13 protein-coding genes and 1 tRNA gene are annotated in these 13,388 nt (G+C 75.7%); 3 read left to right on the top strand and 11 right to left on the bottom strand.

All coding sequences use genetic code 11. From position 1 onward, the window contains the following. Positions 1-27: 27 nt before the first annotated feature. The 3 genes from LN037_RS32495 to LN037_RS12635 all read right to left on the bottom strand — a co-directional run bounded on the left by LN037_RS32495 (position 28) and on the right by LN037_RS12635 (position 4,831). Positions 28-711 carry a hypothetical protein gene (locus tag LN037_RS32495; RefSeq protein WP_255693999.1) on the bottom strand — a complete coding sequence of 228 codons (684 nt, stop codon included), beginning with the start codon at positions 709-711 and terminating at the stop codon, positions 28-30. A 137-nt stretch (positions 712-848) separates the two neighbouring features. Continuing rightward, positions 849-3,689 carry an AAA family ATPase gene (locus LN037_RS12640; RefSeq protein ID WP_230752890.1) on the bottom strand — a complete coding sequence of 947 codons (2,841 nt, stop codon included), beginning with the start codon at positions 3,687-3,689 and terminating at the stop codon, positions 849-851. Continuing rightward, positions 3,686-4,831, bottom strand: coding sequence for a metallophosphoesterase family protein (locus LN037_RS12635; RefSeq protein ID WP_230752887.1), 1,146 nt, complete (start codon positions 4,829-4,831; stop codon positions 3,686-3,688). Before LN037_RS12635 ends, LN037_RS12640 begins: the two co-directional genes overlap by 4 nt. 275 nt (positions 4,832-5,106) lie before the next feature. Between LN037_RS12635 and LN037_RS12630 the strand changes: the two genes are divergently transcribed. Continuing rightward, positions 5,107-5,904, top strand: coding sequence for an enoyl-CoA hydratase/isomerase family protein (locus LN037_RS12630; RefSeq protein WP_230752884.1), 798 nt, complete (start codon positions 5,107-5,109; stop codon positions 5,902-5,904). A 17-nt stretch (positions 5,905-5,921) separates the two neighbouring features. On the opposite strand, the gene LN037_RS12625 is transcribed toward LN037_RS12630, so the two are convergent. From LN037_RS12625 to LN037_RS12605, 5 genes are all read right to left on the bottom strand, one after another. After that, the gene (locus tag LN037_RS12625; RefSeq protein WP_230752881.1) at positions 5,922-7,565 is read right to left on the bottom strand and encodes an alkaline phosphatase D family protein; all 1,644 of its coding nucleotides are present in this window, start codon (positions 7,563-7,565) and stop codon (positions 5,922-5,924) included. Between the two features lie 14 nt (positions 7,566-7,579). Beyond that, entirely contained in the window at positions 7,580-8,209 is a 630-nt protein-coding gene (locus LN037_RS12620) for a hypothetical protein (RefSeq protein ID WP_230752879.1), read from the bottom strand. Positions 8,210-8,306: 97 nt separating this feature from the next. Further along, positions 8,307-8,453: a hypothetical protein gene (locus LN037_RS12615; protein WP_230752877.1), complete on the bottom strand. Its 147-nt coding sequence runs from the start codon at positions 8,451-8,453 to the stop codon at positions 8,307-8,309. Positions 8,454-8,584: 131 nt separating this feature from the next. Further along, a complete protein-coding gene (locus LN037_RS12610) occupies positions 8,585-8,776 on the bottom strand; it encodes a hypothetical protein (protein ID WP_230752875.1) in 192 nt (63 codons plus the stop codon). A gap of 254 nt (positions 8,777-9,030) precedes the next feature. Continuing rightward, positions 9,031-9,105, bottom strand: a tRNA-Ile gene (locus tag LN037_RS12605). A gap of 393 nt (positions 9,106-9,498) precedes the next feature. Here LN037_RS12605 and LN037_RS12600 point away from each other — a divergent pair. Both LN037_RS12600 and LN037_RS12595 read left to right on the top strand, forming a co-directional pair. Then, positions 9,499-9,732 (top strand): hypothetical protein, encoded by a 234-nt coding sequence (locus LN037_RS12600; protein WP_230752873.1) that lies wholly within the window; start codon positions 9,499-9,501, stop codon positions 9,730-9,732. Between the two features lie 24 nt (positions 9,733-9,756). Beyond that, positions 9,757-11,190, top strand: a complete 1,434-nt coding sequence (locus LN037_RS12595) for an AMP-binding protein (protein ID WP_230752871.1) — start codon at positions 9,757-9,759, stop codon at positions 11,188-11,190. Here LN037_RS12595 and LN037_RS12590 read toward each other — a convergent pair. The 3 genes from LN037_RS12590 to LN037_RS12580 are packed head-to-tail and all read right to left on the bottom strand — an operon-like array spanning position 11,144 to position 13,374. Beyond that, positions 11,144-12,670, bottom strand: a complete 1,527-nt coding sequence (locus tag LN037_RS12590; RefSeq protein WP_230752869.1) for a putative bifunctional diguanylate cyclase/phosphodiesterase — start codon at positions 12,668-12,670, stop codon at positions 11,144-11,146. The genes LN037_RS12595 and LN037_RS12590 overlap by 47 nt on opposite strands. Further along, positions 12,651-13,028, bottom strand: a complete 378-nt coding sequence (locus LN037_RS12585; RefSeq protein WP_230752866.1) for a DUF7793 family protein — start codon at positions 13,026-13,028, stop codon at positions 12,651-12,653. The genes LN037_RS12590 and LN037_RS12585 overlap by 20 nt, the downstream gene beginning before the upstream one ends. A 58-nt stretch (positions 13,029-13,086) precedes the next feature. Continuing rightward, on the bottom strand, positions 13,087-13,374 hold the full coding sequence (locus tag LN037_RS12580) for a hypothetical protein (protein WP_230752865.1): 288 nt from the start codon (positions 13,372-13,374) through the stop codon (positions 13,087-13,089). Positions 13,375-13,388: the final 14 nt, after the last annotated feature.

The following is a 13,388-nucleotide window of genomic DNA, read 5'->3' as shown; positions in this document are numbered from 1 at the left end:
GGGCGGCGCGAGTGACCTGGAGCGTGATCAGCCGTCGGCGGCGACGAGCTTCCCGCTCCCGCCGGAACCGCCGGTCCCGTGCCCGCCGGAGCCGCCGTTCGCCTGGGCGTCGCCGCCCGACGAGGAGTTCTTGCTCGGCGCGGAGTCGCCCAGCAGCGCCAGGTTGCTCCCGGACAGGACGTTGATCCCGCCCTGGCCCCCGACGGCCGAGCCGCCGTTGCCGCCGGCTCCGCCCGTGCCCGCGCCACCGGCTCCGCCGTTGCCGCCGACCAGGTTGGTCACCGAGGTGGTGACGTCGGTGATGGCCGACCCGCGGTGACCACCGTCGTGCTTGGAGCCGCTCTCGTGCTTGGAGCTGCCCTCGTGCTTGGAGCTGCCCTCGTGCTTGGAGCCGCCCTCGTGCTTGGAGCTGCCCTCGTGCTTGGAGCCGCTCGCGTGCGACGCACCGCGCTCGTGCGACGAGCCGTGCCCGCGGTCCGAGGCACCGGAGTGCTGCCCGGCGTCGCAGTCCACGTGCCCGCGGTCGGGATGGCCCTGCTGCTCCCCGGTCGAGGCCAGCGCGGAGCCCGTCGCGGCGACCAGGCCGATCCCGGCGATCCCCGCGACCGCCGCCGCACGGCCGGCGTACGCCAGTCGGTCGGAGCGGTCGCGCGCGACGGCACCGTGCCCGTCGAGCTGGATCGCGTGGGCCGTGCTGTGGTGCTTACCCATGGTCGTGCCCCTCCTTCGAGATCGGGTTCGAGCACGTCCTGTGCTCCGAACGCGCGGGGGCTTCCCTCGATCGCGGGGACTCGTAACCTGTTCGTGATCGTTCCGTGTCCGCAGTGAGACGAGCGGGCGAGCGGTCGTCAGCCCGCGCGGAACTCCGCGGAGCCGGTCGAGGTCGGGTCGGACGCGTCGGTGTCCGGGGGCTCCTCGTCGGCCGCGGGCACGGCCTGCGGCGGCGGGTAGGAGGGGTTCAGCGTGACGGTGCGGTTCGCCCCGATGCCCCGGTAGCGCGCGGGGGTGCAGGTGAGCACCACGACCTGATGGGACGACCCCGCGGCGGCCGCCCCGAACACCGCCGCGAGCCGCTCCAGGCGACCGGGGTCGGAGTGCCCGAGGGCGTCGTCGATGAGGACCGGCACCCCGTCCTCGGCGTCGACCAGGGCGGCGACGGCCAGCCGCGCGCACAGCCCGAGCTGCTCCTTCGCGCCGGTCGACAGCGCGTCGAACGGCACGGTGACCCCGTTCAGGGTCCGGGAGACGATCCGGAGCGCCGGGTCGACCTCGAGGGCCAGCGACGGGCCGAACACGATCCGCGCGAGCCGCTCGACCTCCCGGCGGAACGGCGCGACGTACGCCCGCCGCACCTCGTCGCGCCGGCGCGCGAGCGTGTCGTGCAGGCGCACGGCGGCCGCGGCCCGCCGCGACACGGAGGCGTGCTCGCGCTCGGCGGCGGCCAGCTCCGTGCGCGCCGCGGCGTGCCGGTCGTGCCGCCCCTCACCGCCCGCGACCTGCAGTCGGCCGGTGACCTCGGCCCGCCGCCGTTCCACGTCCGCGGTCCGCTGCGTCAACGAGTCCACCGCCCGCTTGGCCGTCGCGTAGAGCGCCTCGACGGTGGTCGGGTCGTCGGCCTCCAGCGCGGCGGCCCGCTGCTCGTGGTCGGCCTCGTAGCGGCGGGCGCGCGCGAGTGCGTCGGTGGCCGCCGCGGCCAGGGCGTCGTCGGGGTACTCCGCGCGGGCCTCACGGAGCTCGCCCGTGCGTCGGTCGGCCTCGCTGCGGGCGACCGCGAGGGCGGTCCGGGCCGCCACGACGTCCGCTCCTGCCGTCGTCACCGACGCGTCGAGCCGTCGCCACGCCTCCTCGGCGCCGCGCGCCACCCGATGGGCCTCGTCCGCGGCGTCGAGGGTGCGCACCGCCTCGAGACGCAGCGGTTCGAGGTCCTCCGGCTCCGGGTCGCCGGACGCGTCGTCGAGCAGCCCGGCCTCCTCGAACAGGCCGGGCTCGTCCGGGGCGGGCCGTCTCGCACCCCGCCGGCGGGTGGGCGCGGGCTCGGCGGCCTCGGCCGGGATGCGTTCGGCGAGGGTCGCGATCGCGCCCCGGACGTCGTCGAGCGGCCGGCCGCCGAGCTCCCGCTCGACCACGGCCGCGAGCTCGCGTACCCGCGACGCCGCCTCGCCGGCCGCTCGCGACGCGGCACGGGCGGCGGCGACGTCGGCCACGCCGAGGGCGGCGCACGCCTGCTCGCGGGCCGTGCGGGCGTCGGCGACCCGGCGCCGGGCGGCCTCGCCGTCGAGGCCCGGACGCACCGTCATGCGGACCGCGCCCGGTACGTCGATCGTCACCGCGTCGGCCACCGGCAGGGTGGTGCTCTCCCCGTCGGCGACCTCCCGCGTGGTCCCGTCGACGGCCACGGCGGTCCGGTCGCCGAGTCCGGTCACCTCGACCGTCGCGGCGCCCGCCGCGAGCTCGGCCTCGGCCTGGACCACCGCGCGATCCAGGCCCTCCAGACGCTCGACCGCGGCGGCGTCGGCGCACGGCCCGCCCGCCTCCCGCGCGGCCTCCCGGCGCGCCTCCTCGGCGGTCTCGGCCCGTCGCAGCCGTCCCCGCAGGTCGGCCAGCTCCGCCCGGTCGCGGGCGGCGGCGAGCTCCGCGGCCGCGGTGCGGGCGGCCGCGGTCGCCGCGTCGGACGCCGCGAGGGCACGGTCGGCCTCGGTCCGCCGCTCCGCGAGGTCCTCCCGCCGCGCCTGGTCGCCCGCCTCCAGGCCCTCCAGCGTCTCGCGGGCCCTCGCGGCGCGCTGCTCCGCCGTCGCCGCGGCGGCCACGAGCGCCGCCCGCGCGTCCTGCCGCTCGGTGGCGCGGCCCGCCCGCTCGCGCGCGGCCTCGGCCCGCTCCGCGCTGGTGGTGACCTCCTGCTGCCGGGCCTGGAGGGCCGACCACCGGTCCTCCAGCTCCCGCACGCGGGCGTTCTGCGCACGCCGTTCCTCCGCCAGCCCAGTGGCCTCGCGGTCGAGCTCCGCACGCAGGTCGACGTCGCGTTCCACCTCGGACACGGCTGCGGCCGCCGCGTCCGCCTCCGTCCGCGCGGCGGCGACCCGGTCCCCGGCCTCGCGCAGCGGGCCGACCGGCCGACCGTGCCCGCCGTGGTAGCGCCGCACCTCCGCGAGGGCGCGCTCGACGAGGCCCTCCGCGGCCGCGTCGACCGCCGGGCCGACGGTCTCCCCGCCGGCGGCGCGGTCGAGCGCCCGGGTGAGCGCGTCGTGCCCGCCGAGGTCGACCTGCCCGAGCGGGGTGTGCTGCTCGACCCGCAGCGCGAGCCACAGGTCCCGGTCCATGGTCTCGTCGAGGATCGCCAGCAGCCGGTCGTGCGCCTCGCGACCGGCGAGCTGTTCGGTCGTCGGGCCGGTGACGTGCAGCTCGGTCAGCCGTCGCCGCAGCCACCGCTTGCGGTAGACCACGTGGTAGGGCCCGGTGACGAACTCGGCCTCCACCTCGGGCCCGGCGTCGCGACCGGCCGGCGCGGCGCCGCGCACCGGCGCGGCCTTCGAGTCGTCGCGGAAGTCGATGAGCAGGTCGAGCGCGACGACCGTGGACGTCTTGCCCACCTCGTTCTCGCCCTCGAGCACCGTCACACCGGACTCGGCCAGGTGGACCTCGCGGTCGTGCACCCCGCGGAAGTCGCGCAGGCGGATCCGGAGCAGCCTCACCGCGTCACCGCCAGGCGGTGCAGCAGGGCGAGGGCGTCGAGCGCCGCGGGGTCGGCGTCGTCCCGGGCCGCCGCGGCGAGTTCCTGCGCCGCGTCGGCCGCGAAGCCGCTGAGACCGAGCGCCTCGACGTCCGCGTCGTCGGGCCGGGTGACCACGCCCGACAGGTCGACCTCCAGCGCCGCGAGGACCGGCGCGTGGGCCTCGGTGATCTCGTCGAGCCGAGCGCGCTGGCGCAGCGTGAGGGTGCCCTCGACCGCGAGGCGCAGCGCGGTGCGCTCCGGGGCGTCCAGCGCGTCGAGCCGGGCGTCGAGCGCCGCGAGGTCGTCGTCGGAGTCGGCCAGGGCGTGCTCGCGGGTGAAGGCCCAGCGCCCGACACGCACCGGCCGCACCGACGCCGCGCCGTCGGGGCCCACGTCCACCACCAGGACGTTGCCCGGGTCGGTCTCCTCGTGGGAGGTCACCTCCGGGGCGCCCGAGTAGGCGATCCGCGGCTCGCCGTGCAGCTGCCAGGTCGAGTGCCGGTCGCCGAGCGCGACGTAGTGCACGCGCCCGTCGGCCAGCGCCGCGCGGCACTCGGCCGTGCCGATCACGGCCGGGTTCCGCTCGTCGGGGCTCAGCACGTCGACCGCGCCGTGCCCGGCGAGGACCCGGACCACGCCCTCGGGTGCCGGCTCCAGGGCCCGCAGGCGGTCACCCACCAGGTCGGACAGCGGACGCTTGGTGGCCCACGGAGCGGCGACGACCTCCACCCCCGGCGCCACCGGGTGCACCCCAGGGGTGTCCAGCACCGTGACGTGCGGCGGGCAGCGCCGGACGAAGTCGGCCCGACGCGTCACGAGGGAGGCGTCGGCCGGATCGTGGTTCCCGGGCAGGAGCAGCACCGGCACGGGGACCGAGCGCAGCGCCTCGCACGCCCGCCCGACCACGTCCGGCCCGACGAGGTTCGACTCGAAGACGTCCCCGCACACCACGACGAAGGCGGCCCCCTCGTCGCCCGCGACCCGCCCGAGGGCGGCCACCGCGTCGAGCCGGGCCTGCGCGAACCGGGCCTGCGCCTCACCGACCGCCTGCCCGACCCGACCCGCGCCGAGGAACCGCCGGGTCATCCCCAGCTGCCAGTCGGCGGTGTGGACGAAGCGCATGCTCACCTCCCCGCAGGAGCACCGTAGGCCGCGCCGCCGGTGGCCCTCCCACCGACACCCCGCGCCCACCCATGATCAGCAGAGCACAGGGGTCCGACAGTCACGCCGGGGCGTCGAGATCCAGGGTGGCGCCGAGCTGCAGCGCCGCACTCCCGCGGTGCACCGCGACCTACCGGTACTCACCCTCCACGAGGGAGGACTCCGTCAGCTCCACCGAGCGTGGAACGGTTCCACTCCGGTGGCGGTGGCCGACGGAGCCGACCAGGCTCGTCGTCGTGACCTCCCCGATCCGCGTCGAGACCGGCACCGACCCCGCCCTCGCGGTGGTGACGATCGACCACCCACCGCTGAACCTCTACGACGGCGCGATGCACACCGCGCTCGCCGAGGCCGTCACCCAGCTCGAGGCCGAGCGCCCCCGGGCCGCGCTGTTCCGCGCCGAGGGCAAGGTCGTCAGCGGCGGGGTGGACGTCCGTGACTCCTTCCTGCCGCTCGCGCAGGACGCCGACGTCGAGGGCGGGACCCGCTACTTCGCCGAGCTCGTCGAGCTGGGCGAGCGCGTCCACCGGCTGCCGTTCCCGACCGTCTTCGCCGCCCACGGCCTCACCCTCACCTGGGCCTTCGAGCTCGCCCTCGCGTGCGACCTGATCGTCGCCGCCGAGTCGGCGAGCTTCGGCCTCATCGAGGCCACGGTCGGCCTCACCCCGGCCATGGGCGGCACCCAACGGCTCGCGCAGCGCTGCGGCCAGGGCCGCGCGAAGTACTTCGTCATGACGGCGGGTCGCTTCGGCGCCGCGGAGATGGAGCGCTGGGGCGGGGTCGACCGGGTGGTTCCCGACGACGAGCTCGACGGCTCCGCGCGCACGCTCGCCCGGGAGCTCGCGGCCGGCCCGACCGTGGCCCACGCGGCGACCAAGGAGATCCTCGCGTCGCTCGCCGACGGCGGACTCGACACCGCGAACGCCCGCACCGCAGGGATCGCGGGGAAGCTCTTCGCCACCGAGGACCTGCGCGGCGCGATGGACTCCTTCGTCGAGCGGGGCCACGGGAAGGCCACCTTCCGGGGAGCCTGACGGCGCGCAGCGCACCTCTAGGTCAGCGGCAGCACGCTGATCGGCTCGAGGTTCCCCTCCCGGGTGGAGCGCTCGAACCGGACGCGGGCGCTGCGCCCGGTCAGCTCGAGCGTCGCGATCGCGTTGCCGAAGTACGGCCCGCCGATCGCGTCCCACTCGACCGGCTCGGGCGGCACGCCCCAGCGCCGCCCGATCCGCCGGGCGACACGGGTCGCCGTCCGCGTCCAGCCCGCCGCGAACACGTACTCCATGAACCAGGGCACGGCGTTGCGCACCGGGGACGCGGTGAGCTGGTAGACGTGCGACCGGGTGGGCGTCGGGAACGTCGCCCGGGCCGCGTAGCAGTGGTGGACGTCGCCGGAGAGCACGCACACCGTGGCCGGGCCGGCCGAGGACGCCGCGGCGCGCTCGACGAGGCGGGCGAGCCGGTCGAACGACGCCCGGAACGCGGGCCAGTGCTCGAGGTCGACCGCCTGCCGGAGCCACTCCGCCACCCGGCTGCCCCGCGTGGCGGAGCGTTCGTCCATCGACTGGACCTGGCTGATCGCGGGCGGCATCAGCCAGGGGATCGACGAGCCGATCAGCACGTGGTCGAGGTCGGGCGAGGCCGCCTCCTCCTCGAGCCACGTGAAGGTGTCGTCGTTGATCATGAGGCGCTCGTCGTCGTTGAGCACCCGGCCGCAGCGGGAGTCGACCATGAGCAGCCGGGTGGAGCCGAGGTCCCAGCGGTAGCTCCAGCGGATGCCCGCGGGCTGCCCGACGGCGGCGTCGGCGCGGGCGGCGAACTCCTCGAGCACCGGGTAGGCGTCGCCCTCGCACGCCATGACCTTGCGGTACACGTCGTCGGACTCGAGCGTCGCGGGGTCCATGTTGCCCAGGTGCTGGTAGACCCAGTACGAGGCGAGGCCCGCGCGGATGCGGGTCGGCCACCAGTCGAGCTGCGCCATCTGCTCGCGCCACGCCTGGGAGGTGTTCCAGTCGTCGCGGACGTCGTGGTCGTCGAAGATCATCGCGACGGGGGCGGTGGACAGCAGCCAGCGGACCTCCGGGTCGCGCCACGTCTCGGCGTAGAGGTGGGCGTACTCGGGATAGTCCAGGATCTCGGACCCGTCTCCCACTGCGTCGTTCCCGTCGCCGCGGCGCTCGCGGATCCACTGCTGCGTGCGGGGCGTCGTCTCGTCGGCGTAGACCTGGTCGCCGAGCAGCGCGATGACGTCGGGCAGTTCGGCGGCCGCGGCGTCGTCGTCCGGGGCGGCCACGACGCGCCGGAGCAGACGCGCGGCGTAGGCGTCGAGGGCGTCGACCCCGAGCGTGGCCTCGAGCTCGGGGTCCCCGGTCGGGGGGTACCGGCAGGAGCCGAACACGACGCGCTGGGTGCGCTCGGGGTCCACCGAGCGCGTCCGGATCCGCGAGGGCGGGAAGCCGTCCACCGGCCAGATGCGCTCGCCGTCGAGGCGCACCTCGTAGGAGTACACGCGACCCGGCTCGAGGTCGCGGACCACCACGAGCGCGTAGTGCTCGCCGCACACCGTGAAGGTCGGCGCGCCGACGCCGAGGACCTCCACCGTGCCCGGGTGGTCCACCTCCACCCACACCGTCGCCGTCGTGCTCCCGACGTGGCGCAGGAGCGGTCCCAGGACGAGTGGCGTGCTGTCGGTCACCCCGACAGCCTGCCTCACGACGGGTCGGTGAGCCGCTCCAACCGCCGCTGGACCTCGTCGAGGCGCGCCTGCAGGAGGGTGACCTCGGCGGAGAGCAGCGGGAGCTCGGCCTCCGGCGGGAGGTCGGGGGACCCGTCGTCGGGCAGGGGCGCCAGCGGCGCGAGGACCGAACGCTCCGTCCCCTCGTCGACGGTCACGGGGACGCCCGCGAGGCGGGTCAGGCGGTCGAGGGAGAGCACGGCGCGCCGGCCGGCGCACTCCCGGCACACGGCCTCCAGCCGGCGCCACCCGACGATCCCGCCCCCGACGTCGTCGAGCGCCGCGGCGGACCGCCCGCAACGGCACCGCCCGAGACGGATCGAGCGCACCGTCTGCCGCTGGTAGCGCAGACCCAGTTCGTAGGAGACGTAGCGGCCGGAGGCGAGGACCTCGAGCAGCACGCTCCGCTCGTACTGCTCGTCGCAGGCGAGGGCACGGGCCTGCTCGGCGTCGTGGAAGCAGTAGAAGCCGCAGTCGCACCACGTCGACGGGCACCGGTGGCGGGGCGACTGCACGCACACCGCCTCGGCCACCGTCCCGTAGACCTGGCTGCGGCCCAGCGCGACCCCGTTGAACCCGACCGCGGTCCCGTCCGCGGACAGCATCGGGTACGCGATCTTCCAGCCGGGCAGGGCGGGGCGGGTGCCCGGCCCGGTCCCGTCGGCGGGCTCGGTGCGCCCGCGCCGCGCGAGCGGGCGCAGCTCAGCCCCCGGTGGCGATCGGGTCCGGGGCCGTCTCGACGACGGGTTCGGCCGCCACCGCGACCGGCTCCGGCGTCTCGACCTCGGAGGGTGCGGGCGCGGGCGGGTCCTCGGCGATGCCGGCGGAGAGTCGACGTCCCAGGCGCATGTCTGCCTCCACTGCTCGGGTGCCACCGATGGTCGGCCGACGGTGTGCCGATGTAAAGCGCGGACCCGCGATCGCAACCGAGCCGGAGCCCGGCCCGGACCCGGGGAGCAGGTCCGGGCCGGAGCCGTGCGCTACTCGGCGGCGAGACCGAGGTCGTCCAGGACGGCGCCGACCTCGGCCTCGGTGTCGGCGACGGTGTGGTCCAGGTACTGCGCGACCGGCGTGAGCTCGGCGGCGTTCGCGGCCGGCGCGGCCACGCCGAGGGCGAGGGCCGGCCCGACGAGGGCGGCGAGGCCGAGGCGCAGGGAGCGGGAGGAAGGCATGGGGGAGTCCCTTCGAGGACGGTGCACTGCTCTGACCGACACGCGGCGGTGGGTGTCGATCGGCGCAACGAGGCCCTCCCGGCACGAACACGGCGATCGGGGCAGTCGTAACACGAAGATCATCGGGAAACGTGTCGAAACTGCCGTCACGACCACGTCGTGCCAGCTCGGCGGCGGTACGGGGGAGCGGGTGCCCGGTGATCTCCGCCTGACCGCGGGGAAACGTCCCGGTCATGCGTTCCACGGCGTCGCGGTGGGGCAGGTCGGGCTCGAACCGACGACCTGACGGATTATGAGTCCGCTGCTCTGACCAGCTGAGCTACTGCCCCCGTGCGATCCGCCCGGGAGACCCGCAGCACGCGACCGCGTCGAGCACCCTATCGGGCGACCGGGGACGGGCCGCCCGGCCCGCGCCGGTCGACGCGGACGCGGCGGGTCCCGACGTCGGGTCACCCGGACGGAGCAGCCTCGGAGGCGGACCGACGCGCCACACGTTCGGGTGGTCACGGTCTCGTCCCGGACCCGTTGCGGTCTGCGCCGATGCCCTCGGAATGCTGGTCCACCGGAGTGACGTCGGCTTGCGTCCCGCTCCGATTCTTACGCAGGATCACATCCGAGAACGAGACAATACGAAGATCGGGGGAATCATGAGGGACCGCCGCCGTGGTGATCCGGGGTCGACGCGGATCAAGGTCCCGGCCCGGACGGCCGTCGAGGAGGGCATGACCGTCTCCATCGACCACCTCGCCGTCCCGAGCAGCCGCGAGCCCGCGTCCGGCTCGTTCCCGGCCGTGACGCCGGGCGTCCCCGGTGCGGTCGCCGCGCTCAGGCGCGCCCTCGCCGACGGGAGCGTCCACCACCACGGCACGACGCCCGTCGTCGCCGTCGTGCGCGTCTGGGCCGCGGGGGGCGACCTCGACGCGCAGCGCCGCGCCTGCCCCACCTGCGCCGCCTGACACGAGGGGGCAGGCTCCGGGGGTGTGATCCCCGAGCCCGCCCTCCCCGCGCGTCCGACCCCGCTGGCAGCCCGCCTCCGGGAGCTCGTCGCGGAGGCCCCCGAGGCGCCGGCGGTCTCCGACGGCGACACCCGGCTCACCCGCGACGAGCTCGACCGGCGGACCGACCGGCTCGCCCGCATCCTCGCCGCGCGCGGGGTCGCCCGCGGCGACCTCGTGGCGATCGCCCTGCCGAACACCGTGCACCACGTCGCGACCAGCGTCGCCGCGTGGAAGCTCGGGGCGGTGCCGTTGCCGCTCTCGGCCCGCCTGCCCGCCGCGGAACGGGAGGCGGTCCTCGCGGTCGCGCGACCCGCCGTCGTGATCGAGGAGCCCCTCGAGCCGTCGACGACCGACGACACCCCGCTGCCCGACGTCGTCGGTCCGTCCTGGAAGGCCCCGACCTCCGGCGGGTCGACCGGGACCCCGAAGGTCATCGTGGCCGGCCAGGCCGCGTGCACCGAGCACGTGCTGGCCCGCGCCGACGGCCTGCGGATCGACCGGGACGGGACCTTCCTCACGACCGCCCCGCTGCACCACAACGCGCCCTACATGTTCAGCCTCATGGCGCTCCTGCAGGGCCACCACGTCCTGCTGATGCAGCGCTTCGACGCCGCGCGGACGCTCGAGCTGGTCGCCGAGCACGGCGTCACCTGGCTCTACCTCGTCCCCACGATGATGTCGCGGATCCTCAAGGCCGTTCCCGACGACGCCTGGGGCGGGCTGGGGAGCCTGCGCACGGCCCTGCACGTGGGGGCGCCGTGCCCGCCGGAGGTCAAACGCGCCTGGCTCGCGCGGCTGCCGCGCCCGGAGATCCTGCTCGAGCTGTACTCCGGCACCGAGTCGCAGGCGAGCGCGATGATCGACGGGCGCGACTGGCTCGCGCACCCGGGCTCGGTCGGGCGCGTGACCCGCGGGCGGATGCGGATCACCGACGACGAGGGTCGCGAGGTCCCGCCGGGCGTCGTCGGCGAGATCTGGATGCGGCCCGAGGACGCCCCGACCTACCGCTACCTCGGCGCCGAGCCCCGCGCCCGCGACGGCTGGGAGTCCCTCGGCGACCTCGGCTCGTTCGACGAGGAGGGCTACCTGTACCTCGCCGACCGGCGGGCGGACATGGTCGTCGTCGGCGGCGCGAACGTGTACCCCGCGGAGGTGGAGGCCGTCCTGCTCGGCCACCGGGCGGTCGACGACGCGGTGGTGGTCGGGGTGCCCGACGAGGATCTGGGCCGCGTCGTGCACGCCGTGGTCCGCGCCGATCCGTCGACCGAGACCGCGCTGCGCGCCCACGTCGCGGAGCGGCTGAGCCGGCACAAGCGACCGACCGGCTACACGTTCGTCGACCACCCGCTGCGGGACGACACCGGCAAGGTCAGGCGCGCTGCCGTCGCAGCCGCAGTTCCAGATCGGTCGCCGTGACCGGCGGGCTCCAGTAGTAGCCCTGCCCGAAGCGGCACCCGATCCGCCGCAGCGCGTCGGCCTCACCCGCCGTCTGGACCCCCTCGGCGATCGGCACGAGGTCGAACGCGTGGGCCATGACGAGGATCGCGGTGGTGATCCGCATCTGCTGCTCGTCGACGTCGAGGTCGCTGACCAGCGAGCGGTCGATCTTCACCTCGTCGACGAAGGCCCGCCGGGCGTAGCCGAGCGAGGAGCTCCCGGTGCCGAAGTCGTCGATCGCGACCCCGACGCCCGCGGCCCGCAGCCCCTCGAGCGCCTCGCGGGTGAGGGCGTCGTCCCCGAGCAGCCGGTGCTCGGTGATCTCCACGGTCACGTCCTGCGGCGCGAGCCCGTGCCGGCGGGTGCAGTCCACGACGTCCTCGACGAAGCGCGGTGCCCGCAGCTCGACCGGGGAGACGTTCACGTGGACGGTGAACGGGGCGTCGCCGAGCACGTCCGCCCGCCAGCGCGCGACCTGCGCGGCCGCCGTCTCGAGCACCCAGAGGTCGAGGGCGGTGATGAGGCCGGTGTCCTCGGCGACCGAGAGGAACGTGTCCGGCGTGAGGAACCCGCGCTCGGGGTGCCGCCAGCGGGTGAGCGCCTCGACCGCGACGACGTGGTCGGTCTCCAGGTCGACGATCGGCTGGTAGAGCACCACCAGCTGGCCGGTGAACAGGGCCGAGCGCAGCTCGTCGGCGAGCCGGGTGCGGGCCTGGGCCTCGCGACGCATGGCGGGCGCGAACACGCTGACCCCGCCGCGCGAGCGCGCCTTCGCGTGGTACATCGCGGTGTCGGCGTCGCGCAGGAAGTCGTCGGTGGCCCCGCCGGGGCGGGTGCCGAGCCGGACCCCGACGCTCGCGCTCACCCAGCAGGTCCGCCCCTGCACGACGACGGGTGCGGCCAGGACGGTGCGGATGCGCTCGGCGATGTCGAGGGCCTGCTCGGGCGTGGCGTCGTGGACGAGGATGGCGAACTCGTCCCCGCCGAGACGGGCCACGGTGTCGGTCTCGCGCACCACCGCGCGCAGCCGCTCGGCCACGGCGACGAGCAGCGCGTCGCCGACCTCGTGGCCGAAGCTGTCGTTGACCGCCTTGAACCCGTCCAGGTCGAGCACCAGCACGGCCGGGACGGCGGACGCCCGCTCGACCTCGCGCAGCCGCTCGTGCAGCAGCGTGCGGTTGGCGAGGCCCGTCAGGGGGTCGGAGTGCGCGAGCCGTTCCAGTGCCGCGTGCGCGTCGGCGAGCTCCCGGGTGCGCTCGACGACGCGGCCCTCGAGGTCGTGGGTGAGGCCCTGCAGCTCCTCGGCGAGCATGTTGAGGCCGACGACGATCGCGTCGATCTCGTCGGACTGGTGCGACGGCTCGAGGCGGGCGTCGAGCCGGCCCGCCGCGAGTTCGACGACGAAGCCCGCCAGCTCGTCGAGCCGACGGGCCAGGTCCTCACCCGCGTGCGCGGTCATCGAGCAACCAGTCGAGGGCGGCGGCCTCGTCGGTGAAGAACCGGGTCGGGACCGCGGGCGGGTCGACGAACAGCGAGAAGTTCGCGATCGTGCGGTCGACCGCGGAGCGGCCCACCATGGCGATCCGGGTGACCGAGCACTCGCGGCCGAAGACCTCGCGCGCCGCGCGGGTGGTGGGCGCCGAGCCCATGACGATCATGGGGCGCCGCGCGGGGCCGTTGAGCTCGTCCACCGCCGCCATGGCCTGCTCGGCGATGTCGCCGGTGATCCGCAGGCCCCCGACCCACTCCAGTCGCACCACCCCGAGCGCGTCCACGTGCAGCGACTCGAAGTACCCGAGGGTCGGATCACTGCTCACGGCCCCGAGGATACGGCAACACTGCGATGAACGGGCTAATGTGGTTAACCCTTTCGGTCTACTCGCGGGTGCGTCGAGCCTCGGCTCCGGTCTCCTCCGCGTACGCGGGGTCGTCACCGGCCACCCGCCCGACGAACTCGTCCGAGTCCCCCGTCCCGGTGGTCGACATCTCGTCCCGGCGGCTCTCGGCGTCCGGGTGCTCGCCACCGGTGGCGCGGCTGCTCGCCACCCGCGGGTCCTGCGGCACGTCCTGCTCCGACGGCTCGCCCGCGGCGGGCGGCCCCAGCGGGCCGTCCTCGCCCTTGACCTTGTCGGCGGCCTTCGAGATCGCGTCCTTGATGCCCATGACCGGGGGTGCCC

The organism is Actinomycetospora soli, from assembly GCF_021026295.1.
Taxonomy (GTDB): Bacteria; Actinomycetota; Actinomycetes; order Mycobacteriales; family Pseudonocardiaceae; genus Actinomycetospora; species Actinomycetospora soli.
Note: the sequence above shows the minus strand (reverse complement) of the source record. Positions and strands in the feature narration are given on the sequence as shown.

What these genes read in the sequence shown, in the direction of transcription:
- LN037_RS12600 (WP_230752873.1), top strand. Translation starts at nt 9,499, where the DNA reads ATGACCGTCTCCATCGACCACCTCGCCGTCCCGAGCAGCCGCGAGCCC.
- LN037_RS12615 (WP_230752877.1), bottom strand. Translation starts at nt 8,453, where the DNA reads ATGCGCCTGGGACGTCGACTCTCCGCCGGCATCGCCGAGGACCCGCCC.
- LN037_RS12590 (WP_230752869.1), bottom strand. Translation starts at nt 12,670, where the DNA reads ATGACCGCGCACGCGGGTGAGGACCTGGCCCGTCGGCTCGACGAGCTG.
- LN037_RS12610 (WP_230752875.1), bottom strand. Translation starts at nt 8,776, where the DNA reads ATGCCTTCCTCCCGCTCCCTGCGCCTCGGCCTCGCCGCCCTCGTCGGG.
- LN037_RS12580 (WP_230752865.1), bottom strand. Translation starts at nt 13,374, where the DNA reads ATGGGCATCAAGGACGCGATCTCGAAGGCCGCCGACAAGGTCAAGGGC.
- LN037_RS12635 (WP_230752887.1), bottom strand. Translation starts at nt 4,831, where the DNA reads ATGCGCTTCGTCCACACCGCCGACTGGCAGCTGGGGATGACCCGGCGG.
- LN037_RS12620 (WP_230752879.1), bottom strand. Translation starts at nt 8,209, where the DNA reads ATGCTGTCCGCGGACGGGACCGCGGTCGGGTTCAACGGGGTCGCGCTG.
- LN037_RS32495 (WP_255693999.1), bottom strand. Translation starts at nt 711, where the DNA reads ATGGGTAAGCACCACAGCACGGCCCACGCGATCCAGCTCGACGGGCAC.